This window comes from Desulfotomaculum sp. (genome assembly GCF_982386235.1).
This window is the reverse complement of sequence record NZ_CEVWQM010000003.1, coordinates 148,530-170,182: the sequence shown is the minus strand read 5'-3', so window position 1 is coordinate 170,182 and position 21,653 is coordinate 148,530. Positions and strand designations below refer to the sequence as shown.

Genomic DNA, 21,653 nt, shown 5'->3' with positions numbered 1-21,653 from the left:
ATGTCACAGGAATTTTTAATAACAATTTTGGCCACTGCTATTACTGCTGGTACTCCTATCCTGTATGCTGCATTGGGTGAGGTATTAACCGAGAGATCTGGCATTATCAACCTGGGGGTTGAGGGAATGATGTTGGTAGGGGCGGTATGCGGTTTTGTCTTTGCCATTAAGACCAATGATCCCTGGCTGGGTGTTTTTGCAGCGATGTTGGGTGGGGGCGCAATGGCCCTCATTCATGCCTTCCTAACAGTAACCTTACAGGCCAATCAGATTGTTAGCGGTCTGGCCTTAACCTTGTTCGGTACGGGATTATCCGGTTTTCTTGGGAAATCCTATATTGGTATTCCCGTGGAAAATCCCTTTAAACCAGTCGAACTTGGATTTTTAAGTGACATACCCATTATTGGGGCGATTTTCTTTCAACATGACTATTTGGTCTACATCACTTACCTGTTGGTACCGGCCCTCTGGTTTCTTGTTTACAAAACCAAACCGGGTTTAAATCTAAGAGCAGTGGGAGAAAATCCCGCCGCCGCAGATTCTTTGGGGGTTAGCGTTTATAAAATACGATATATCTATGTAATATTAGGGGGAATGTTGGCCGGTGTTGGGGGAGCGTATCTTTCCTTGGCCTATGCTCCCTCTTGGTTAGAAAATATGACCGCTGGCAGGGGCTGGATTGCGGTGGCCCTGGTGATATTTGCCACTTGGAATCCTCTTAGGGCGATGTTAGGCAGTTATATTTTTGGCGGCATTGATGCCCTTGGATTTCGTGCCCAAGCAATGGGTGTTATGATTCCCTCCTTCTTTTTAAAGATGCTGCCCTATCTTTTCACCATTCTTGTATTAATTATAGTAACTCGCAAGGCGATGGCCAACCGTGTGGGGGCGCCGGGTGCCTTGGGCTTATCCTATGACCGTGAGGAACGCTGACAATTTATGGGGGAATTGGCATGGAATTATTAAAAGATAAAATACTTGACCAGGCTAAAGTAGTCTCAGATCAAATATTAAGGGTGGATTCCTGTATCAACCATATGATTGAGCCTAATATAATGGTAGAAATCGGACAGGAATTTGCAGCTAGGTTTCAGGAAGAAAAAATAACAAAGGTTTTAACCATAGAAGCCTCGGGTATAGCCATCGGACTAACCACCGCCATGGCACTAAAAACACCACTTCTTTTTGCTAAGAAAAAAATACCCTCTACCCTGGGGGACTATTATATGTCGAACATCTACTCCTTTACCAAAAACGAAGCAGTGGCAATAAGTGTTGCCAAGGAGTACTTAACCCCCGCTGATCGCGTGTTAATTGTCGATGATTTTCTGGCTAGGGGAGAAGCCTTGAAGGGTTTAACGCATTTAGTGAAGCAAGCAGATGCGAAGTTGGTTGGTATTGGCATCGTTATCGAAAAGGTGTTTCAAGGTGGCGGCAAAGCACTGCGCGATGCGGGTGTAAGAATTGAATCCCTAATTAAAGTTAGCAGACTGGCCAACGGAGAAGTTTATTTAGAAGAATAGCGAACCAAAGATGGGAGTGTTGTAAAACTACTTTATTTAGTAGTAAGCGACATTCCCTTTTTATTGTAGATTACTCGGACAAATTATGAACTTTAGTACCTTTGTTGCTTTTGCATCATACCTTGTATAAAAGCCCTTTCTGTTTCCACGATCCGTGGAACTTATTGGTCCTTGACAGCGTCAATAAAGTAACGGGAGGGAATCTTATGAGAAAATCAATTAGCTACTTACTGGTTAGTGCAGTCCTCATTGGAGCCGTTTCTTTAGGACCAGCAGCAACCGGATTAGCTGACGAAAATACCAATAATGAACGAATAAACCAGGAACAAGTGTTTAGTAATAAAGGAACAACGGTCAAAAAGGAAATCACCGATCTATCAAGGGGAGAGGCAGCAGAGATGCTTGTGGATGCCTTGGATTTAAATCTTGACCAGTTGCGTTTTTTTAAAGCACCTGAGGTCAAGGATTTCTTTGATGATGTGTCGCTAGATACCGATTATGCCAATGCAATTATGATACTGGGGTATAATGGTGTGCTTCATACTAATAATAGAAATTTCCGACCCTCCGATACCATTACCAGAGAAGAATTAGCTGAGATATGTGGCGGTCTGTTACAACAGCAGGCCCAGGGAGTACTTCATCCTGCCAAACATCCTCAAATTAAAGATTTGCGCGAAATGAACAAAGATGCTGTGGATGATATCAAGCTGATGATAAGTTTAAATGTTATGCATCTTACGAAGGATGGGTATTTTCAACCGAAGCTGGGAGTCAAGGCCACGGAATTAAAGCAAATTATAAAGCAGTTGGAAACTTACCTCAATGTTAATAAAGATGAGATAGCCGCAGAGATTATTTCTGGCAAAGAAGGTGGCCGGGAAATAGAAATATCCTGGGGTGAAAAACCCTCCAGTGGTTATGAAATTAGTATTGTTAAAATGAATTTAGAAGGCAATACCCTACTGGTACATTATCAGACGAAAGAACCAACACCTGGTTCCTATAACTCAACAGTTATTGTTGAACCAAAGGATACTCAGCCGATACCAGGCAATTATCCTGCAAATATTAATATTGAGCTAGTAAAGGCTATAAAAAATTAACACCGACTCGGTCGGTGTTAATTTTTTATAGCGATTAGTGAATGATTAAAACCGGGCAGGAGGCATGGCGTGATACTCGGTTACTGACACTTCCCATGATGTAACCTTTTATTTCCCCTAAGCCACGGCTGCCAATCACGATTAAGTCATAATCCTCCTGCGTTGCCTTTTCTAAAATTTCGTTAGCCGGGTGACCGATGATAATAAATTGATCTACTTCTATATTTCTGTCTGAAAAGGAAGCAGCATATTGATCCAGCATTACTTTACCATTGCTTAATAATTCATCGATAATAGATTGTTGAACATGACCCATGCGATCGATTGCTGTGTCAGTATAGGGGGGTAAGACAGGAATTGCGTACATTAAGGTGATTTTGGCCGAAAATTTTTCTGCCAAAGTAACTGCATGGGCGAGGGCTTTGGTAGACCGTTCCGAACCATCTAGGGGCACCAATATTTTATTATACATTAACGGTCCCTCCTTATTATAGTTTATTCTATTTTAATCCCCTATTCCTAATAATACCAGAGTAAATTTTATGCTAGTCTTAGAAAAAGTAATAGATGCGAAATAATTGACAAGCTTTTTTTACCATGTTATACTTTATTACGTAATATGCGGAAGTGGCTCAGTGGTAGAGCATCGCCTTGCCAAGGCGAGGGTCGCGGGTTCGAATCCCGTCTTCCGCTCCAGTTTAAGCGGGGATTGAGTCCCTGCTTTTTTGTATTTTGGAAAATTAGGGGTGTATAGCATGAAGGTGAAAATTATAAAAACGGCTAAGCATCTATATGACCTACAGATTCTTCAGGAAACCGCTACGATCCAGGATTATTTGGATGCTATAAATAGATTTGTTGAAGAAAATACAGAACCTCCCTGTAAGGGCTGTGATGAATGCTGTTGGGAAAGAATCCCCCTTACATGCATTGATGTACTAAACTACATTAACAAATTAGGGGATGAACTGGACCTAAATCGGGAATGGCCCCTGCTGGACTTTTTGGATCAGTACACCTACATTTGTGCCGAAGGTGGTGCCGTGGATATCAGCCTCGGCTTTACACCGGAAGGGGCTTGTCATTTTTTAAACCAGGGGGAACGCATCTGCAATGGTTATGCGGCTAGATCCTTCGTTTGCCAAAGTTTCATTTGCATGGAGAGCAGCCAGACCGTTCAAGAATTTAGGTCACAACTGGTTAACACAGGGATGGATGAACTGGTACGCCTATGGATGTTTCAATGTAAGGATGCTGGTATAAATCTGTTCTATCACGAGGAAAATGAAGCAAACCCCCAATTGGAGGATTACCCGAAAAGTGGATTTAGCGGAAAAACAAAATACAATGAGGTTATTCTAAAAGATATCTGTAGCCCCGAAGTATGGCAAAAATTATATCGGAAATAATACAGATATGATCACGAATATTAACTCATACCGCCAAAAACAAAAAATAACTCGTATTAATGGTCTGATTAAAGAATTGATGGCTATTCATGCTGAAATAAGCGAATTAATATTAGAAGAGAGTCAACTGAGAAGAACCATCAAGGAACTGGCTAAAGAACTTAAAAAACAAACTCATTAACCCGGCGAGTAAGAGCTGGGTTAATGATTTTTTTACCAATAAATGTAAAATAAAGTGTCATTTTTATAGTATATTGGGAAATGTTGGGGATAAAACTGTTAATAATGTGGATAAGTTGGAAAGTATTAACAATTTGCGATGTTATTCTACTTTTCTCACTGGACACATACACAATATTCCAATAGATTAACTAACATCAATATGCTATAATAACATGAGTATGTTAAGAAGGGAGGTATAACAATGTCTAAAGAGCTCATTAATAAGATTTTGGAAGATATTGGTTTGGAAGAGATACCAAAAAGTGAAGAAAAAGAATAAAAAATCGAAGGCGGATTAACCCACTCGCCTTCGATTTTTTATTTTTAAATTTTTATTTTCAAATAAATATCTTGTAATTATTCAATTTACTCAATCCAATATTTAATGTAAGATTAAGTTAAAAAAGGAGGTCTGTCATGTTTAGTTTATTTAAAAAGGACAAGCCAAATTACAATCTTATAAAAGAAGAACCACTATCCGTTGAACCGGCAACTCCTATTTTGTCCGAGGAACCGCCGAGCCTTGATCTATTGCAGGCAGAGAGTCTATATACTTCTATTGAATTGATAGAGGCCCTGGGGGATTTTATTTATCAACTGTTTGACGGAAAAAACTATGTAATTGTAATTGATAAGGACTATAAAATTTTAAAAACATGGGATGTTCCTACTTTCAATTTCACCAATAAACCTGGGAATATAATGCCCAAGGGTTCAATTTGTGCCAAGGCACTGGCTTCGGGAAGGCGTTTAGCTGCACAGGTAACAAAAGAAAATTCCAGTTATGGTTTTGGCTATGCAGGAATTGGTATTCCGATTAGGGGAAAAGATGGGGAAGTTATTGGCAGCCTTGCCACAACCTTTGTATTCATTAACCCAGATGACCTGGAAAATGTAGCAGAGGAACTTCATAATGCTTCTGATCAAAATGCAATCGCACTTGAGGAGATTGCCAAAGGTGCAACAGAACTTTCGATTTCCGTTGATGTATTAACCAAAAACACAAGTGAAGCCCAAGACTCCCTCAAAACGATCAATCAAGTAATTGAATTAATTAAGGGAATAGCTGATCAGACCAATTTACTTGCTTTAAATGCTGCCATCGAAGCAGCAAGGGCTGGGGACCAGGGGCGAGGCTTTGCAGTAGTTGCAGACGAAGTGAGAAAATTGGCGCAAAATTCTGCCAACAATGCGAAGGATATGTCTGATAAACTAATGGTAATATCAAACATGATTGAAAAAATTGGCGCTCAGGCACAGGAGCTTAATTCTTACGCTCAGCAACAGGCAGCTTCCACAGAGGAAATCAGTGCATCCATGGCACAACTGGATGAACAATCGAAGGTTGTTTTAGCCTTAACAGAGGAACTGAAAAAAGGCTTGGAGTTTATGTTTAGCTAATTGGTTAAAAAATTTACAATCAGGATTTGACAACAGAGAACGTTCTCTGTTGTCGATTATTTAAGGTAATAAGATTTGAAAAACCAATTATAAAAGGATCTGCCGGCATTGCAATGACACAGAATATATGATATAATTAAAAAATTCCAAATAGTCAAACAAATCAATCAATGGGGAGGAAAAGTAATGTCGGAAGAACTTATTGACAAGATCCTTGCTGAGGTTGGGTTAGAAAGAATTGATTACTCTGAAGAAAGTTAATTTATATTAAACACCCCTCCTGAATGCAGGTGGGGATTTTTGTTTGTTAATTGACTGGATGATGTAAGTAAGTCTCCTAACCCAAACCTTTTTGATCCCCTAAGTTGCCACTTTAACATATTCCGTGCCATTCCACTCCCAAGTCTCTAATATACCAATTTCACGGGTTAAATAATACCATACAGGAACCTCATTATCCGAGATCAATTGAAAAACCTGAGCGGCAATCTGTTGTGCTTTATCAAAATGAAGATCGGGATCATTAGCGGGAACATCAACACTATAACGATACCTGGTCTTTTGGTCCCTTGGGATATTTGGCAAATTACTTAACCAAATAACAGGAATATTTAACGACTTTAGCTCCTCAGGCAGATAGTTAACTTCCCCTATTTCAGGAATGAGTTGCTTAAGCTGTAAATTAGTAAAATGATAAAGTTTCATAGCATACATCTCCTAATTAATTTCTTTCATTCAATTTTATCAAAGGAAATGAATTGTTGTAAATGGGTTATAAATGGAGTATCAACGATCTTTGCGTATACGTACTGGCAATGAGGATAAAAATAGGGTAAGCGACAGTCGTTGGTTGATCTAATGGATGTACTATGCTAATATTAGTTTAACTTTAAGAACTGGAGGTTTTCCTTGTGCATTCGATCAGACTAAGATTCTAAACCTTGAACTGTTAATTTAATGAGTTCAAGACTCTGCTTGTCTGCAGAGTAAACGGGATTGGTCTGTCTATTTTTAGGAAAATCCTTGTATGTGTTCTTTGGTTATCTTTAATCATAGGTAGTTGGCAGAAGAACTACGGATTACTTATCCATGAAAATTCACCTCAGTGTCCTTATTTAACCAGGTGCTGATTGGTGAAGTTGTTAATTTGGGTAAGTTTAATCAAGTACGTGGTTCGGCACCTGAAAGATGATTATTTTTCCTAAGATCAGGTTTTCCATAGATAGAACGAAGTCTCTTTACTCTAGCACAGGCAAATTGCCTGTGCTTTTTTACCTTACAATCCGAGAAAAAAGGCGGTGCCTACTATGGCAGCAACAAATGAACCAGTACTGGAGAATTGGAAAAAGAATACCACTCTATTTTTGGCCACTCAGGCCATCTCGCTTTTTGGCTCAGCGCTGGTTTCCTATGCCATTACCTGGTATATCACATTAACCACACAGTCGGGAGTCATGATGACCATATCGATTATTTGCAGTTTCCTGCCTAGCTTTATTCTATCCCCCATAGCAGGGGTTTGGGCCGACCGCTATAATCGAAAACGGTTGATCATCCTGTCTGATGCACTGACTGCCATTGCAACGCTAATCTTAGCCATACTATTTTATCTAGGCCATGATGCCCTCTGGCTGCTATTTGTCATGTCAGCTATCCGCTCGATAGGAGCAGGCATTCAAATGCCATCGTTAGGGGCCATTCTTCCCCAACTGGTGCCAGAGGATAAACTTATCTCAGTGAACGGAATCAACAGCAGCATTCAAGCGATGGTATTTCTCGTGTCCCCTATGGTTAGCGGCGCACTGCTGGCGATGGCTTCCATCGAGTCTATTTTCTTTATCGATGTCATTACCGCGACCATAGCGATTTTTATTTTGCTCGTATTTATAAACATTCCAGTGCATGAGAAGGCCTCAGAAAAGCAAACAAATAGCTACTTTGATGACGTAAGGGAAGGTTTTGTCTATATCAAAAATCATGAGTTTGTTAAGAAATTTTTTATCTTTTACACCTTTTTCTTTATCCTGATTTCACCGGCTGCCTTTCTAACACCCCTGCTGGTTGCGCGTAGCTTTGGGGAAGAGGTTTGGCGTTTAACGGCGAATGAAGTCGTTTACTCCATAGGAATGATGATCGGCGGAGCCGTCATAGCATCCTGGGGCGGTTTCAAAAATAAGATTCATACCATGACACTTTCTTGTTTGGTGATGGGGGTCTGTACATTTGCCATGGGGCTGATTCCGATATTTTGGATTTATTTAGTCTTCATGGGTCTGGTGGGCATCGTAATGCCCTTCTTCAGTACCCCTTCGACGGTATTATTACAGGAGAAGGTTGAAGTGAATCTTTTAGGCAGGGTATTTGGTGTACTAGGAATGATTGCAACCTCCATGATGCCCTTAGGGATGATCATATTTGGACCCATATCCGATATCATTAAAATAGAATGGCTGCTCATGGGAACGGGCATCCTGCTATTTATACAGGGATTTTCCCTGCTGGGTAGTAAAGTGTTAATCGAAGCAGGAAAACCAGTCTCCAAAGAAACTCTGCAAAGCGAATAACATAAGAAAATCCCCTCGTCCACAGGACCAGGGGATTTTGCTTCTTAAATTAGTTTGCTTAACTCGATCTAATAAAATTAGTGGCTGTTTTTGGCTCCCGCTGGGGTAAGGAAATGCCTGCATTTTTGCCAGCCTCGATGCACTTTAACAGCCAGGCCATATTATGGCCTAAGGTACGCATGGTCTGCATACCTTCCAGATCCTGCTTCACTTCCTCCGGTGTATTGCCATGCACCTGATTCCAATACTGGGAAGAGACAATCGGCATATTGCTAATGGTAAAATACTTATTAATTTGGTCAAAGGCTGAAGAGGCACCACCCCGCCGGCAGCTAACAACCGCCGCACCTAACTTATTGGCAAACTGGTCACTTTTACCAAAGAAAACCCGATCCAAAAACGAGGTAAGATGTCCCGACGCCGCTGCATAGTGGACCGGCGATCCAAATACAAAGCCATCGGCATCCTTCGCTTTACCTAAAAAGATATTCACCTCATCATCCATAAAACAATTACCCTTTTTCATACATACTCCACAGCCCAGGCAGCCGGAAATAGGCTTTGTTCCCACCTGCACAATTTCTGTTTCAATGCCATGTATATTTAAGGTATCGGCCACTTCGGTTAAAGCGGTAAACGTACAGCCATTGGCATGGGGACTGCCGTTAACTAAGATAACTTTCATTGAACATCCCTCCCTATTATAGATTATATAAAGAAAATAGATATATTTCCATTATAATGCATTATTATTGCCTGCCATTAAGCCAGTAATTCTACCGCAACATCAAAATCCTTCAGAAACAACAGCTATCAATACCTGCCCCGGCCCTCCACTTTGTGTGACCTTTGCTGAATTCGGTGGCAGCGGGCAATTTATATTCCGGCAGCGATGTTAACCACTCATTTATCATCCTATAAATAGGATATTAAGAAACCCCTGGCCAAAAAACCCCTGGACAAATGACCAGGGGTTTTTTGGTGTCCACACAGAGGGAGGGAGAAACCATTAGGTTTCATAGGTGCTAGATTTAATATCCGAAAAATAAAAGAATCAAAACCAAAAACAGGATAAACGATGGATCGAAAACATTGCCACCACAACCGCCGCCAGATCCACATCCAAAGCCCATGGTGTATCCTCCTTTCCTTGTTGTACTTCATAATATGGAAAGAAGAGGATGAATGTTACACCCAAACTGGTTAAAATAACTAGGCCATGGATGGCAAAAACTGAGTAAACCGATGCCCCTTGGGGTAAATGACTTCTCAATTGGCTTACTATTGGTAGTACTTTAATTCGTTAAGGTGGCAATGCAATAGGGGCAGAATACTACATTGTTATTAGAAAATAAGAAGGAATAAAAGTTAATACATGGAATTTATTGCTATAGAAAATTTTAATAATGTTGCAGATGGTCTTAGTAATTATATTAAACCTCATGATTTTATTCCTGAACCGTATTGGCTCAATAACTTGGTGCTTGTAATGAAGCTTTTACCGCAGGCTGATTCGATACGAAAGCGAAATTGATTGTAAATACAGGGGGAGTATTTGTATGAATTCCTGGCTCAAAGAATTGCTTAAGAATATTGATAATAATGTAAATGAACAAACTAAAATAAAAATAATGGAGGCATCTGGTGAAAACTGTCCTTTTACTCATCTTACCGATGATAGATTACTAGAGATAAAAAGCAATTCTAAAAATGAATTTTATTTCTTGAAAAAATTGTCAGAAGAATGGCGAGTGAAAATCGAAGGGGACAATATCTATGTTGTTTTTGATAAATGCTATTGTCCACTTATTAATGAAGACATAAGAGGTGCTTCGAAAACTCTTTGTTATTGTACTCAAGGCAATATCAAAAAGAAATTTAGGATTGGATTAGGTAAAGATGTAGATGTTTTGATGGAAAAGACAATTCTTGCTGGTGATGATGAGTGCCGATTTAAAGTGTTTTATAAAGGAGGACAATCAGAAGGTTTGAAATGAGTTAAGGAAAACGTGCTATCATAAATATGGAATCGTGCTCAGCTTGCCATAATCCATATACCTATTTGCTAATATCACGAAGCTTGGATATATGGCATGAGACACTAATTAATAATACAACAACACATTGGCCCGGTGTGAGCAACATCTTATTATGATAAAAAAACTAAGAATTGTCCTAGTCAATCAGCGAACATCGTATTACAGGCATTATATTATCTTTTCCTATGTCGATAGGCTGATGGGATTAAAGTGTCATTTTTTATCCTGAATGAACAAGCATCTTGATCTCAGAAAGGTCATTCAATTAGAGTAAAAGGATAAGGTATTATGGATACATTACTTTACGTTATAAAATTCCTGTTTGTTTTCTTTATAATGATGATTCTCATAAAGGTTTTTATGATAGTAGCAAATTTTATTGGCGAACAAATAATAAAGTTCTTTCGATGCTTTTTACAGAAGATAAGAAAAAAGAGTGGTTTTGATTAGGACACAGGACACAAGGGGACGGTTCTTTTGTGTTGTTTTTCTTGCTGTGCGGGTGTAAACTATATATCAGGGGTGTAAAAATGCCAAGAGCAGCGAGGGAAAAAAGCAGTACCGGAATTTATCATGTGATGCTAAGGGGTAGTAACCATAAGATCCTATTTGAGGATAACGAAGACTATCAGAAATATTTGGAGACAATAAAAACATTCCAAGAAAAAAGTGGCTATGCGATTTATGCTTATTGCTTGATGAGTAATCATATTCACTTATTAATAAAAGAAGTAACAGAAGACCTGGGGATCGTATTTAGGCGGCTTGGGGCAAGTTATGTGCATTGGTATAATCGGAAATACAGCCGCCGGGGTCATTTATTCCAGGATCGCTATAAAAGCGAGATGGTTGAAACAGACAGCTATTTTTTAACGGTACTGCGCTATATTCACCAAAACCCATATAAGGCCGGTATGGTAAAAAATATAGCCGATTACCCATGGAGCAGCTATGGTGAGTATGTTGGAGAACCAAGGATTTGCGATGTTGAATTCGGTTATAATCTTTTTTCGACCAACAGAGTAAAGGCAGTCAAACTGTTTAAGGAATTCAATTTGGCAGAGAACCAGGATCGATGTCTGGACTATGATCCTGGTGTCCGTCTAAATGATACCGAGGCTAGCAATTTTATTAGGAGCATATCCGGTGTTCAAAGCCCAACGGAGATAGCACTTTTAGAAAAAGGAAAACGTAATGAAGTGATTAAAAAATGCAAGGCTAAGGGTCTGTCCATTAGGCAAATCGAGCGTTTAACCGGTATTAGTTTCGGGGTAATACGAACAATATAGACAGAATGGTTGTTCTAACGGCCATTTAACAAGCCAAGGAGGTAGGCCTGATAAGGTTATCGGCTTACCTCCTTGGCTGGCTAATTATTCATTTTTTAACGACACAAAAGAACCGTCCCCTTGTGTTCTAAAGCCCTGCTTGACAAGAGGTGATAATAATGGAAGATAAAGTAAAGTTCTATACAAGGCGAAAAAATTATCTATCTTCTGTAATGTTTAACGAGTATTTGGAAATAAAGGCTATGGATTATGAAGACGCTTTGAAGTTAGCTGACATTCTAAAGAAATACGGCTTTATGATAAAAGTTAATGACAAAGAAATTTAGACCAGAATTTTATTAGTTAAGTGATTAAGGAATAATATATTAAGCATAAGGAGGGGAGTATCTGCAAAGATGGGATATCCCTTATGTTGTATACCCTAACAAAGGATATTAAATTTAAAAATCAAACCTCCCATAATCCATATGACAGGGATAGGAGTTATCATGATGGATTTTAAAAAATGTTTATTTGTAATTATCATAGCTTCAGCAATGGTGTTTGCTGGATGTTATATTAATAACGATAAGAAATTGCCTTTAATTGGGATTAGCGTTAGAATCGTTGAAAAAGGCGCAGATTACTGTAAACTGGAATGGGAAGTGGAAAACAAATCGGATGTAACTGCCACATTTCTTAATGGTAACATAGAGCAATATGAAATAAGAAATAGAACAACCAAAAAAGAATATACCCATGATAAAAATGAAGCAGACGTTATTCTTAAAAGCGGAGATCGGTATAGCAATAATGTTTTAATTAACAACGTAGAAAAAGGTAGTTATGATTGTACTTTTTGGGCTGAATCAGAAGAAGGCACAAAAGGCGCAATGAAGCTTTCATTTGAAATTGAGTAACAAGTTTATAAATACCGGATGTTCTAAATGAAAATATTAACTTCTTGTTAGCATGTTTTTATCTTTCAGAAAAGTAGGTGGAAACAACTGAATTCAACAATAAGGCGGGCAACTATTAGAGACACTAGAATAATTAGCAATATACACGCTTCTAGCTGGAAGATAGCATATAAGGATATAGTTCCACAAAAGTTTTTAGATGAATTAGAATATGATTTTTGGGTCTCGGCTTTTCAAAACTGGATAGATAATAACATATTAACAGCACAGATTATCTATGATAATGAAAAACCTGTAGGTTGTATCACTTATGGAAGATCTAGAGATAATAAGCTTTCTAAATGGGGGGAGATTGTTTCTGTCTATGTGCTTCCCGGTTATTTCAGAAAAGATTATGGACAAAAATTGCTAGAAACGGCCTTAAAAGATTTGAAAGAAGAGGGTTTTCAGAATTGTTATTTATGGGTGTTAAAAGAAAACTATAATGCAAGGAGATTTTATGAAAAAATGGGTTTCGATTAATAATGATGAGCTTACCTGTGAAATTATGCAAAAGAAACTAACTGACATACGATATATTCTTTCATTAAATAATACATCGTAAAATTACGATTCAAAGCCTCATTATTCATATGACACGCAGATGAACAGGAATTTGTGAGGAGGAAAGGTATATGGGGAATTTGGCGAAGTTACCCAATATTGGTGAGGTTGTCGAACAGCAACTCAATGAAGTAGGGATCACAACCTATGAACAACTAAGGGAAGTAGGCAGTAAGCAGGCTTGGCTTAAGATAAAAGCGATTGATCCTTCCGCGTGTATTCATCGTCTATATGCATTTGAGGGAGCTATTCAGGGTATCAAGAAAAGCCAGCTTCCAGCAGGGACCAAAGCAGAGTTAAAGGATTTTTATAACTCCTTCAAGGGGTAAATTCCAATTACAGCCATATAAACCAAGTGACATCCTATTGAGAAAAAGGTTTACCAATTTCTTTTAGCCTTTTTGAGAGAAGATAAAGGCTGTGTAGGGTAATAACAAATATTGATCCAGCACCCGTAATTATTGTTAGGTTTAAATAATATTCTCTTTGGTACGACAAAATATCTGACAAACCAACAACCCATAAAATACTCCAAAAGACTCCACTCATAATAATACCTGCAAGGATTGCGGGCTTTTTCTTTTTAATTAATAAGTGTAGAAACAGAATGATAAGAGAATAAATCAAGAAAGGAATAAACTCATCCATACTTGATATTACAGGTTCATCACACAATATGATCATCCACCAGGCTTGAACCAGCATTAATGAAAAAGCTGGCAGAAAGCCGATTGATAGAAAAATGACTTGCTTTAGTACTTTCATACTTTTATTAACACCTCAGCAATGTTTCTAATAATCATTTTAATTATTTTAGCTTAATTGGGAAGGGGTTAAGATGTCAATGGGGTCAGGCTTGCAGTATTGCTGTAAAAACTGCAATACTGCAAGCCTGACCCCGAATATTTTTCTTTAAGGCTTGAGTTAAAGGATAATCTTTGGTAAAATACGTATGCGGCTGGTCTTATAATCACGGGGGTAGATGGTGCCTGGTGGTGCTCCTGGTCTTCAAAACCAGTCGTTGGGCAGTGTTCCTGTCCATGGTGGGTTCGATTCCCACATACTCCCGCCAGTAATTCAAGGCTTCCGAGATTTCGGAAGCCTTGAATTTTTTGTAGTTGGCAGCGGAGTTGAGCTTTATTGCTTATTTTTACACTTGTTTTGCCATAACTCTTTTATCTGATCGGCTTGTTCTTTGGTGATAATGCCGGCCTGTACCACTTCATCTAATCTTTTTACCTTGGCCTTTTGCCAATACTCACGGCGTTCTTCTTTGGAAAGGTCCTTTATTTTTTCCCGTTCTGCTTTTCTTTCAGCCATTTTCGATTGACGAAACTGAGCCCATTTGTCTGCCTGCTCCTGGGTAATAATCTTTTGCGAGACAAGTTCTGTCATCATTTCATTAAAATGATGCTTACCGTGGCATACTTCAGAATAGGTTTGAGTTGGTTTATTTGAAACCATTGGATCAATGTTAGCAAGGGAAGCGGTGCCAAAGGATAGGATGGTTCCACTTAGGATCGCGGTGCAAAGTAAACCTTTGATACGTTGGATTTTTCTCATCGAATCCCACCTTTCAACTTTTTGATAGTAACAAACCTAATGCGGCAAAAGATTTAGTATGTCTGAATTAGGTTTGCATTAATCTTATTGTGGGCATTTTTGAGGAAATATATTAATTTAACTTCTGCACTTATCACCAGAAAGTACAATTTAAAAATTAATTTATGATCGATGCAGGTATTTTGAGTCGAATAATGCTATGTTTTGGATAATAGGTTACATATATGGTAAAATGATCTTGAAAGCTTTTTAAACCTTATTGGCGTTGTTTGTTATGGAAGGAATTATTTAACTATTGTCGAATAAGTACCAGTTATGGTGGAAAGATTAGTTTTGCAAGTAGGTGACAGATAATATATGCTCGATTTCTTTAGCCAAGTTAGGAAAGATCTACAGGTTGTTGAGCATGAAATAAAAGCCATCGTTCAGTCCCGTGATCCGCTTTTAACTCAAACATCCATGCACTTATTGAATGCCGGAGGAAAACGTTTGCGTCCGGCTTTTGCACTTTTGGCCGGAAAATTTTATAGTAATGATATTAAGGAGCTTTTACCCCTGGCCGTGGCATTGGAGCTTATTCATATGGCTAGTTTGGTTCACGATGATGTGGTGGATGATTCCATGACAAGGCGGGGTAACCCTACGGTTAAGGCCAATTGGGGCAATCGTATTTCCATGCACACCGGGGATTATCTGTTTGCAAAGTCCTTGATACTGATTTCTCAGTACGAGAACCCATTGATCGCGAGGGTGCTTGCTGATACCAGTGTTATGATGTGTGAAGGAGAGATCCATCAAATCTCAACAAGCTATAGTATTAATCAGAGTTGGCGGGATTATTTTTATCGAATTAAGCGAAAGACGGCCTTGTTGATTGCAGCAAGTTGTCAACTGGGGGCAGTGGCAGTGGGGGCTCCGGAGGAGGAGCATAAAAGCCTCAGAAGATATGGGCATTATCTTGGAATGGCTTTTCAAATTACAGATGATATCCTAGATATGATGGCAGACCAGAAGATTCTTGGCAAGCCCATTGGCGGCGATTTGCGCCAGGGCATTTTGACCATGCCGGTAATCTATGCCCTGGAAAAGGGTGCTAAAAGGGAACGTTTGCGCCAACTGATAGAAATTACGGAGAAAACAGATGAGCAGGTAGATGAAGCCATCGGTATTATTAAGGAATCCGGAGGCATAGATTTTGCCTTTAACGCCACAAAGAGGTATATTGAGAAGGCTAAGCAAAACTTAACCGGGCTTCCTAATAAACCAGTTAAAGAAACCTTTTATCATATTGCTGATTTTATCGGTATACGGAGGTTTTAAATAAGCATAAATGACTGATTTATATCCAGTTTTTTTAAATTTACAGAATCGCCTCTGCCTGGTTGTGGGGGGCGGCTCAGTGGCAGAAAGAAAAATCTCTTCGCTATTGGCTTGCGGGGCTAGGGTTAGGGTGGTTAGTCCAGAGGTTACACCCAAAATAATGGAGTGGTATCTCGAAGGTCGCTTGGAACTGCGGCAAAGGGTTTATCAGACGATCGATCTTGAAGGGATTTTTCTGGTTTTTGCCGCCACCAATTTTTCCGAGGTCAATAACAACATTATTAGGGACTGCCGGGAAAAGCAATTGATTGTCAATGTGGCGGATAATCCCCAGCAAAGCAATTTTTTTGTACCTTCCGTAGTGAGAAGAGGTAAGTTTGCCATCGCTGTTTCAACCAGTGGTGCCAGTCCTTTGCTAGCTGCTCGGGTAAAACGAAAATTAGAACAGAGCTTTGGACCAGAGTACGAAGAATTCATGGACATACTTATTGAAGTACGGCAACAAGTACTTCAAGACATAGAAGATATAAAGCTGCGGCAAAAGATTTTTAAGGAACTTGTAGATTCAGATATATTGGAATTACTAAGGGGAAAAAAGTACGACCAGGTAAAGGAGCGCATCAGGCATGCTTATTGCGGTTATCGGAGTTAACCACCGCACGGCCCCCCTTCATGTGAGAGAAAAACTTGCCTTTCCAGAATGGGGTATGAAGGATTCTTTAAAAAAGCTAATGTCCTATTCAGGCATGGATGGTTGTGCCATTGTTTCAACCTGCAATAGAACAGAAATCTATATAGCACCCATGGAATTGGATGCTGGGATGAGTTCTGTGTGGTCTTTTTTATCTGAGAAATCTGGCCTGGACATTTCTGAGATAAAAAATTTCACCTTTTGCCATACTCTGTATGATGCCATAAGACACTTATTCCGAGTAGTCTCCGGCTTAGATTCCATGATTTTGGGTGAAACTCAAATATTGGGGCAGGTGAAAAAAGCTTACGAGCTGGCTCTGGAAGCTAAAACCACCAATGTTGTTCTGAACACTCTTTTTCAGCAGGCCATCACCACAGGAAAAAGAGTCAGGACAGAAACAGGCATCGACCAAAACCCAGTATCCATCCCCTACGCTGCGGTAGAACTGGCCAAGCAAGGTCTAGGTGCTTTGGATGGTCGTTCCGTGTTGGTGGTGGGTGCCGGGGAAATGAGTGAATTAACGGCGGTAAACCTGGTGGCCAATGGCGTTTCCAGTGTTATTGTTTCCAATCGGTCCTATGACAGAGCCGTTCAATTGGCGGAAAAGTTTAACGGCACGGCTGTAAAATTTGACCGCTTATTTCAATATATGAATCAAGCAGATATTGTTATATCCAGTACAGCTGCCCAGCATTATGTGATTAAAACTCCGGAAATGTTGCAGGTCATGGCTGAAAGACAGGGCAAACCTATCATGATGATTGATATTGCAGTGCCCCGGGATATTGATCCAGAGGTGCGCAAAATTGCTAATGTCACGCTTTATGATGTGGATAATTTACAACATGTGGTAGATGCTAATCTGGAAGAAAGAAGGAAGGCAGCGGTTCAGGCCGAGGGAATCATTGAAGAAGAACTGAATGAATTTATGCGCTGGCTTGCCACAAGATTTGTAGTTCCTACCATCACTGCTTTAAAAAAGATGGGTGAGGAGATTAAAAATAGAGAATTGGTAAGGGCCTATAACCGTATGGGGGATTTAACAGAGAGGGAGAAAAAAATAATTGGTTCATTGGCTAACTCCATTGTCAATCAAATTTTACATAATCCTGTAATCAAACTCAAGCAGTACGCCCTCACACCGGAGGGTCATCTATATACTGAAATAACTCAGAATATTTTTAACCTGGAAGTGGAAGGTCAAAGGACCCAGGCTAAACCCCTACCCGAGAAGAGAAAGGTGGCAGGCGGTTCTGGTTTTGGTAAAAATTGGGATCAGGAAGTTGCCGCAGTGGTGGCAGAATGTCGATCCGGGGAATAAAGGGAGGCTTCCATGAAACACAAAATAACCGTAGGCAGCAGGGATAGCGCTCTGGCCATGTGGCAAACCAAGTGGGTGGTTGAGCAGTTAGAAAGGCTAAATCCGGAAATTGCTTTTGAAATTGTCACGATGAAAACCAAAGGTGACAAGATGTTGGATGTGGCCTTGGCTAAGATCGGTGATAAGGGGTTATTTACCAAGGAATTAGAAGTGGCCATGCAGCAAAGGGAAATTGATTTTGCGGTACATAGCTTAAAGGATATGCCCACAGCCTTGCCCCAAGGCTTAACCCTTGGTGCCATCTGCGTAAGGGATAATCCGGGGGATGCACTGATTTCTAAGGACGGACGAAAATTAGCCGACCTTCCGAAGGGGGCCAGGATTGGCACATCCTCCCTGCGTCGTTGTGCTCAGTTATTAAGCTATCGCTCTGATTTTAAACTGGAAGCACTAAGGGGCAACTTAAACACACGCATGAAAAAACTGGTGTCAGAGCGGTTGGATGCCATTGTTTTGGCAGCGGCTGGGATCACCCGTATGGGCTGGGAGGATATGATCGCCGAAATTATCCCCTTTGAAGTATGTTTACCAGCAGTGGGACAAGGTGCCATTACCGTTGAATGCCGGGAAGGTGATCAACAAATTAGAGAATTATTGAAGGGTATTGACCATAAAGACACCCGGGATGCAACCACTGCAGAGAGGTCATTGCTTCGTTATTTGGAAGGTGGTTGCCAAGTTCCCATCGGAGCCCATGGTGCAGTAAAAAACAATAAGCTCTATCTTACTGCCGTGGTGGCCAACCTAGATGGTACCCAGGTTATACGGGCCCAGGGAGAAGCTGAAGTGGGCAGAGCGGAGGAGCTGGGTGTAGAAGTTGCGGAAAAACTGTTGGCCATGGGTGGCAAAAAAATACTGGAACAAGTTAGGGCAGGGGAATGATGACAATGACAAAGGGTATTGTGTATTTAGTAGGAGCAGGTCCCGGTGACCCGGGTTTGATTACCGTTAAAGGCTTAGATTGTATTAAGAAGGCAGATGTCCTGGTCTATGATCGTCTGGCCAGCCCCAGGCTGTTGATGCATGCCCGTCAGGATGCAGAGATGATTTATGTGGGGAAATCACCTGATCGTCATGCCATGGTGCAGGAGGATATTAACCAATTGCTGGTGGATAAGGCCAAGGAAGGGAAGCTTGTAACCCGCCTGAAGGGTGGCGACCCCTTTGTTTTTGGCCGCGGCGGCGAAGAAGCCGAGTTATTAGTAGAAAATAATCTTCCCTTTGAAGTGGTGCCGGGTATTACCTCCGCCATTTCTGTACCAGCCTATGCTGGAATTCCCGTGACCCATCGGGGTTATACCTCTACCCTGGCCATTGTCACAGGGAACGAAGATCCCGGTAAAGAAGATTCCAGCATTGCTTGGGACAAAATTGCCACCGGTGCCGGTACCTTGGTTTTTTTGATGGGGATGGGTAATTTACCGGGTATTTGTGCTCGGTTAATGGAATATGGACGCGCTGTTGAAACTCCTGTGGCCCTGATTCGCTGGGGTACCAGACCGGAGCAAAGAACTTTAGTTGGTACTTTGGCCGATATCCACCAAAAGGCAAAGGAAGCAAACTTTAAGAATCCAGCAGTGATTGTGGTGGGTGAAGTTGTTAAGCTCCGGGAGAAATTAGCCTGGTTTGAAAATAGACCGATGTTTGGCAAAAGGATTATTGTAACACGTTCCCGGGAGCAGGCCAGTGTTTTATCGGCGGCCATCGAGGCCCTGGGTGGCGAGCCTTGGGAATTCCCAACCATTCGCATTGCAGAACCAGAGGACTATACACCTTTAGATACTGCCATTGCCGATGTACGCTCCTATCGTTGGGTAATATTTACCAGTGTCAATGGCGTGCAAAAGTTCTTTAAGCGGATGAGTGAAAATAAAAAGGACATTCGGGATCTGAGTGATGTTCGGCTCTGTGCCATTGGGCCAAAAACCCGCGAGGAGCTGGAAAAGCGGGGCTTAACGGTGGACTATGTACCGGGTGAATACCGTGCGGAGGAAATCGTTGAGGGACTGAGGGGAAAGGTGCTGCCCGGTGACCGGATCCTGTTACCCAGGGCAGACATTGCCCGCAAAGTGCTGCCCAGGGCCCTGGAAGAAATGGGTGCCCAGGTACATGAAGTGGTTGCCTACCACACGGTTTTAGGGGACGGTAATGCGGCAGTTATACGGGAAAGCTTGGCCAACGGTGATATCCAGGTGGTTACATTTACTAGTTCATCCACCGTACAGAATTTTGTTAAACTAATAGGGGAAGCAGGGTTGCCACAGTTAATGGAGCAGGTGGTGGTGGCCAGCATCGGACCGATTACTTCTAACACCGCCAGACAATTGGGTCTGAAGGTGGATGTGGAAGCAAGGGAATATACCATTGATGGTCTTGTACAAGCCCTTACCGATTATTTCACAGGCCGGGAAGATTAAATTATTTTAACCCGGACTAAAAATTATAGAAAGTTGGAGCTTTATGATTGGTATTAGCAAACTACTCTGCGGTACAGAAAATTTTGGGGATTCTCTGCGCTATGCCCATGGTTCAAAGGGACAAATACATGGTGCTGTGGCTGGTCATGGGCCTGTGGTGGTTTGGAATACCACCAGAACCTGCAATTTGAGGTGCCGCCATTGTTATTCCGAGTCCGACAATAAAAAATATAATGAAATGAATACCCAGGAAGCGAAACAATTTATTGATGATTTGGCCGATTTCAAGGTGCCGGTAATTTTATTTTCCGGTGGGGAGCCACTGGTACGTCCGGACTTTTTTGAGCTGGCCGAATATGCCAGCCAAAAGGGCATCCGTACCACTATCTCTACCAATGGAACCCTAATTACACCGGAGGTGGCCGCTCGAATCAAAAAAATTGGGGTAGGTTACGTGGGGATCAGCCTAGACGGTATTGGTGAAGTAAATGATACCTTTAGGGGTCGTAAGGGTGCCTATGAAGCTGCCTTAACGGGTATTCGCAACTGTCTGGCGGTGGGACAACGGGTTGGTCTGCGTTTTACCATCAACCGTCATAATCATAAGGAATTGAACCAGATCTTTGATCTTATAGAAAGGGAAAATATCCCACGGGTTTGTTTTTATCATTTGGTTTATTCCGGTCGGGGCAGTGAAATGATTAAGGAAGATATTTCACCGGCAGAAAGCCGGGCCGCCCTGGATTTAATTATTGAACGTACCCAGGATTTCCACCGGCGAGGACTGGACAAAGAAATACTAACGGTAGATAACCATGCGGATGCCATTTATCTTTATTTGAAACTACAAAAGGAAAATCCAGAACAGGCTAAGAAGGTATTCGAGCTGTTATCTCGCAATGGGGGCAACCGTACTGGCATTGCCATTGGTGAGGTGGATTGGGAAGGAAATGTCCACGCCGATCAATTTACCCGCAATCACCGTTTTGGCAATGTCAGAGAACGTAAATTTGGAGATATCTGGACGGATCTCAGCCAGCCTATTCTGGCGGGTCTTAAGGATCGCAAATCCCTCTTGAAGGGCCGCTGTGCCAAGTGTAAATGGCTTAATCTCTGCAACGGGAATTTCCGGGCCAGAGCGGAAGCTGTCTATGGGGACTTCTGGATGGAAGATCCTGCCTGCTATCTAACCGATGAAGAAATAGGTCTAGCTTAAAACTTAG

At 41.0% G+C, this 21,653-nt stretch carries 23 protein-coding genes, 2 tRNA genes and 1 pseudogene; 21 read left to right on the top strand and 5 right to left on the bottom strand.

All coding sequences use genetic code 11. The annotated features are described in order from the left end of the window. The 3 genes from AC1U9Z_RS02940 to AC1U9Z_RS02930 all read left to right on the top strand — a co-directional run bounded on the left by AC1U9Z_RS02940 (window position 1) and on the right by AC1U9Z_RS02930 (window position 2,629). Window positions 1–933 carry an ABC transporter permease gene (locus AC1U9Z_RS02940; protein WP_479955645.1) on the top strand — a complete coding sequence of 311 codons (933 nt, stop codon included), beginning with the start codon at window positions 1–3 and terminating at the stop codon, window positions 931–933. Between the two features lie 20 nt (window positions 934–953). Then, complete coding sequence (locus AC1U9Z_RS02935) at window positions 954–1,523, top strand: xanthine phosphoribosyltransferase (protein ID WP_479955644.1); 570 nt, start codon at window positions 954–956, stop codon at window positions 1,521–1,523. 206 nt (window positions 1,524–1,729) lie between these two features. After that, window positions 1,730–2,629, top strand: coding sequence for an S-layer homology domain-containing protein (locus tag AC1U9Z_RS02930; protein ID WP_479955643.1), 900 nt, complete (start codon window positions 1,730–1,732; stop codon window positions 2,627–2,629). Between the two features lie 34 nt (window positions 2,630–2,663). Here AC1U9Z_RS02930 and AC1U9Z_RS02925 read toward each other — a convergent pair whose 3' ends face one another. Continuing rightward, the gene (locus AC1U9Z_RS02925; RefSeq protein WP_479955642.1) at window positions 2,664–3,101 is read right to left on the bottom strand and encodes a universal stress protein; all 438 of its coding nucleotides are present in this window, start codon (window positions 3,099–3,101) and stop codon (window positions 2,664–2,666) included. Window positions 3,102–3,250: 149 nt separating this feature from the next. Here AC1U9Z_RS02925 and AC1U9Z_RS02920 point away from each other — a divergent pair. The 4 genes and pseudogenes from AC1U9Z_RS02920 to AC1U9Z_RS02905 form a co-directional block, all read left to right on the top strand. Next, a tRNA-Gly gene (locus AC1U9Z_RS02920) sits at window positions 3,251–3,325 on the top strand. Between the two features lie 59 nt (window positions 3,326–3,384). Further along, the gene (locus AC1U9Z_RS02915) at window positions 3,385–4,038 is read left to right on the top strand and encodes a YkgJ family cysteine cluster protein (RefSeq protein ID WP_479955641.1); all 654 of its coding nucleotides are present in this window, start codon (window positions 3,385–3,387) and stop codon (window positions 4,036–4,038) included. Between the two features lie 7 nt (window positions 4,039–4,045). After that, window positions 4,046–4,219: a hypothetical protein gene (locus AC1U9Z_RS02910; protein ID WP_333532262.1), complete on the top strand. Its 174-nt coding sequence runs from the start codon at window positions 4,046–4,048 to the stop codon at window positions 4,217–4,219. A 458-nt stretch (window positions 4,220–4,677) separates the two neighbouring features. Beyond that, a pseudogene (locus tag AC1U9Z_RS02905) lies at window positions 4,678–5,437 on the top strand (methyl-accepting chemotaxis protein); the annotation flags it as partial. A 584-nt stretch (window positions 5,438–6,021) separates the two neighbouring features. On the opposite strand, the gene AC1U9Z_RS02900 reads toward AC1U9Z_RS02905, so the two are convergent. Beyond that, complete coding sequence (locus AC1U9Z_RS02900) at window positions 6,022–6,366, bottom strand: hypothetical protein (protein WP_333532260.1); 345 nt, start codon at window positions 6,364–6,366, stop codon at window positions 6,022–6,024. A gap of 602 nt (window positions 6,367–6,968) precedes the next feature. Here AC1U9Z_RS02900 and AC1U9Z_RS02895 point away from each other — a divergent pair. Next, entirely contained in the window at window positions 6,969–8,225 is a 1,257-nt protein-coding gene (locus AC1U9Z_RS02895; protein ID WP_333532259.1) for an MFS transporter, read from the top strand. 58 nt (window positions 8,226–8,283) lie between these two features. Here AC1U9Z_RS02895 and AC1U9Z_RS02890 read toward each other — a convergent pair whose 3' ends face one another. After that, window positions 8,284–8,910: a flavodoxin family protein gene (locus tag AC1U9Z_RS02890; RefSeq protein ID WP_333532258.1), complete on the bottom strand. Its 627-nt coding sequence runs from the start codon at window positions 8,908–8,910 to the stop codon at window positions 8,284–8,286. Window positions 8,911–9,784: 874 nt separating this feature from the next. On the opposite strand from AC1U9Z_RS02890, the gene AC1U9Z_RS02885 reads away from it, so the two are divergent. The 6 genes from AC1U9Z_RS02885 (at window position 9,785) to AC1U9Z_RS02860 (ending at window position 13,384) form a co-directional block, all read left to right on the top strand. Next, complete coding sequence (locus tag AC1U9Z_RS02885; RefSeq protein WP_333532257.1) at window positions 9,785–10,222, top strand: DUF6144 family protein; 438 nt, start codon at window positions 9,785–9,787, stop codon at window positions 10,220–10,222. Between the two features lie 572 nt (window positions 10,223–10,794). Further along, entirely contained in the window at window positions 10,795–11,553 is a 759-nt protein-coding gene (locus AC1U9Z_RS02880) for a transposase (protein WP_333532256.1), read from the top strand. A 158-nt stretch (window positions 11,554–11,711) separates the two neighbouring features. After that, complete coding sequence (locus tag AC1U9Z_RS02875) at window positions 11,712–11,879, top strand: hypothetical protein (protein ID WP_479955640.1); 168 nt, start codon at window positions 11,712–11,714, stop codon at window positions 11,877–11,879. Between the two features lie 165 nt (window positions 11,880–12,044). After that, window positions 12,045–12,452, top strand: a complete 408-nt coding sequence (locus AC1U9Z_RS02870; protein WP_479955639.1) for a hypothetical protein — start codon at window positions 12,045–12,047, stop codon at window positions 12,450–12,452. A gap of 60 nt (window positions 12,453–12,512) precedes the next feature. Then, entirely contained in the window at window positions 12,513–12,974 is a 462-nt protein-coding gene (locus tag AC1U9Z_RS02865; RefSeq protein WP_479955658.1) for a GNAT family N-acetyltransferase, read from the top strand. A 152-nt stretch (window positions 12,975–13,126) separates the two neighbouring features. Next, a complete protein-coding gene (locus AC1U9Z_RS02860; protein WP_333532253.1) occupies window positions 13,127–13,384 on the top strand; it encodes a TfoX/Sxy family protein in 258 nt (85 codons plus the stop codon). Window positions 13,385–13,418: 34 nt separating this feature from the next. Here the strand turns inward: AC1U9Z_RS02860 and AC1U9Z_RS02855 are convergent, their stop codons facing one another. Next, window positions 13,419–13,820: a hypothetical protein gene (locus tag AC1U9Z_RS02855; protein WP_479955638.1), complete on the bottom strand. Its 402-nt coding sequence runs from the start codon at window positions 13,818–13,820 to the stop codon at window positions 13,419–13,421. 209 nt (window positions 13,821–14,029) lie between these two features. Here AC1U9Z_RS02855 and AC1U9Z_RS02850 point away from each other — a divergent pair. Further along, window positions 14,030–14,127 (top strand) — tRNA-Sec (locus AC1U9Z_RS02850). A gap of 65 nt (window positions 14,128–14,192) precedes the next feature. Here AC1U9Z_RS02850 and AC1U9Z_RS02845 read toward each other — a convergent pair. Next, entirely contained in the window at window positions 14,193–14,618 is a 426-nt protein-coding gene (locus tag AC1U9Z_RS02845) for a hypothetical protein (RefSeq protein ID WP_333532251.1), read from the bottom strand. Between the two features lie 357 nt (window positions 14,619–14,975). On the opposite strand from AC1U9Z_RS02845, the gene AC1U9Z_RS02840 reads away from it, so the two are divergent. From AC1U9Z_RS02840 to nirJ1, 6 genes are read left to right on the top strand one after another with little or no spacing between them, the layout of a single operon-like run. Further along, window positions 14,976–15,938: a polyprenyl synthetase family protein gene (locus AC1U9Z_RS02840; RefSeq protein WP_479955637.1), complete on the top strand. Its 963-nt coding sequence runs from the start codon at window positions 14,976–14,978 to the stop codon at window positions 15,936–15,938. Between the two features lie 10 nt (window positions 15,939–15,948). Then, window positions 15,949–16,590 (top strand): precorrin-2 dehydrogenase/sirohydrochlorin ferrochelatase family protein, encoded by a 642-nt coding sequence (locus AC1U9Z_RS02835; RefSeq protein WP_479955636.1) that lies wholly within the window; start codon window positions 15,949–15,951, stop codon window positions 16,588–16,590. Beyond that, complete coding sequence (gene hemA, locus AC1U9Z_RS02830) at window positions 16,565–17,953, top strand: glutamyl-tRNA reductase (protein ID WP_333532248.1); 1,389 nt, start codon at window positions 16,565–16,567, stop codon at window positions 17,951–17,953. The genes AC1U9Z_RS02835 and hemA overlap by 26 nt, the downstream gene beginning before the upstream one ends. A gap of 12 nt (window positions 17,954–17,965) precedes the next feature. Then, window positions 17,966–18,895: a hydroxymethylbilane synthase gene (gene hemC / locus AC1U9Z_RS02825; RefSeq protein ID WP_333532247.1), complete on the top strand. Its 930-nt coding sequence runs from the start codon at window positions 17,966–17,968 to the stop codon at window positions 18,893–18,895. Window positions 18,896–18,900: 5 nt separating this feature from the next. Continuing rightward, entirely contained in the window at window positions 18,901–20,430 is a 1,530-nt protein-coding gene (cobA, locus tag AC1U9Z_RS02820) for a uroporphyrinogen-III C-methyltransferase (protein ID WP_333532246.1), read from the top strand. Window positions 20,431–20,473: 43 nt separating this feature from the next. Next, window positions 20,474–21,646 carry a putative heme d1 biosynthesis radical SAM protein NirJ1 gene (nirJ1, locus tag AC1U9Z_RS02815; protein WP_333532245.1) on the top strand — a complete coding sequence of 391 codons (1,173 nt, stop codon included), beginning with the start codon at window positions 20,474–20,476 and terminating at the stop codon, window positions 21,644–21,646. Window positions 21,647–21,653 lie beyond the last annotated feature (7 nt).

Excerpts from the sequence above, each read along its gene's own strand:
- AC1U9Z_RS02940 (WP_479955645.1), top strand. The coding sequence starts at position 1 with ATGTCACAGGAATTTTTAATAACAATTTTGGCCACTGCTATTACTGCT.
- AC1U9Z_RS02935 (WP_479955644.1), top strand. The coding sequence starts at position 954 with ATGGAATTATTAAAAGATAAAATACTTGACCAGGCTAAAGTAGTCTCA.
- AC1U9Z_RS02930 (WP_479955643.1), top strand. The coding sequence starts at position 1,730 with ATGAGAAAATCAATTAGCTACTTACTGGTTAGTGCAGTCCTCATTGGA.
- AC1U9Z_RS02925 (WP_479955642.1), bottom strand. The coding sequence starts at position 3,101 with ATGTATAATAAAATATTGGTGCCCCTAGATGGTTCGGAACGGTCTACC.
- AC1U9Z_RS02915 (WP_479955641.1), top strand. The coding sequence starts at position 3,385 with ATGAAGGTGAAAATTATAAAAACGGCTAAGCATCTATATGACCTACAG.
- AC1U9Z_RS02910 (WP_333532262.1), top strand. The coding sequence starts at position 4,046 with ATGATCACGAATATTAACTCATACCGCCAAAAACAAAAAATAACTCGT.
- AC1U9Z_RS02900 (WP_333532260.1), bottom strand. The coding sequence starts at position 6,366 with ATGAAACTTTATCATTTTACTAATTTACAGCTTAAGCAACTCATTCCT.
- AC1U9Z_RS02895 (WP_333532259.1), top strand. The coding sequence starts at position 6,969 with ATGGCAGCAACAAATGAACCAGTACTGGAGAATTGGAAAAAGAATACC.
- AC1U9Z_RS02890 (WP_333532258.1), bottom strand. The coding sequence starts at position 8,910 with ATGAAAGTTATCTTAGTTAACGGCAGTCCCCATGCCAATGGCTGTACG.
- AC1U9Z_RS02885 (WP_333532257.1), top strand. The coding sequence starts at position 9,785 with ATGAATTCCTGGCTCAAAGAATTGCTTAAGAATATTGATAATAATGTA.
- AC1U9Z_RS02880 (WP_333532256.1), top strand. The coding sequence starts at position 10,795 with ATGCCAAGAGCAGCGAGGGAAAAAAGCAGTACCGGAATTTATCATGTG.
- AC1U9Z_RS02875 (WP_479955640.1), top strand. The coding sequence starts at position 11,712 with ATGGAAGATAAAGTAAAGTTCTATACAAGGCGAAAAAATTATCTATCT.
- AC1U9Z_RS02870 (WP_479955639.1), top strand. The coding sequence starts at position 12,045 with ATGGATTTTAAAAAATGTTTATTTGTAATTATCATAGCTTCAGCAATG.
- AC1U9Z_RS02860 (WP_333532253.1), top strand. The coding sequence starts at position 13,127 with ATGGGGAATTTGGCGAAGTTACCCAATATTGGTGAGGTTGTCGAACAG.
- AC1U9Z_RS02855 (WP_479955638.1), bottom strand. The coding sequence starts at position 13,820 with ATGAAAGTACTAAAGCAAGTCATTTTTCTATCAATCGGCTTTCTGCCA.
- AC1U9Z_RS02845 (WP_333532251.1), bottom strand. The coding sequence starts at position 14,618 with ATGAGAAAAATCCAACGTATCAAAGGTTTACTTTGCACCGCGATCCTA.
- AC1U9Z_RS02840 (WP_479955637.1), top strand. The coding sequence starts at position 14,976 with ATGCTCGATTTCTTTAGCCAAGTTAGGAAAGATCTACAGGTTGTTGAG.
- AC1U9Z_RS02835 (WP_479955636.1), top strand. The coding sequence starts at position 15,949 with ATGACTGATTTATATCCAGTTTTTTTAAATTTACAGAATCGCCTCTGC.
- hemA (WP_333532248.1), top strand. The coding sequence starts at position 16,565 with ATGCTTATTGCGGTTATCGGAGTTAACCACCGCACGGCCCCCCTTCAT.
- hemC (WP_333532247.1), top strand. The coding sequence starts at position 17,966 with ATGAAACACAAAATAACCGTAGGCAGCAGGGATAGCGCTCTGGCCATG.
- cobA (WP_333532246.1), top strand. The coding sequence starts at position 18,901 with ATGACAAAGGGTATTGTGTATTTAGTAGGAGCAGGTCCCGGTGACCCG.
- nirJ1 (WP_333532245.1), top strand. The coding sequence starts at position 20,474 with ATGATTGGTATTAGCAAACTACTCTGCGGTACAGAAAATTTTGGGGAT.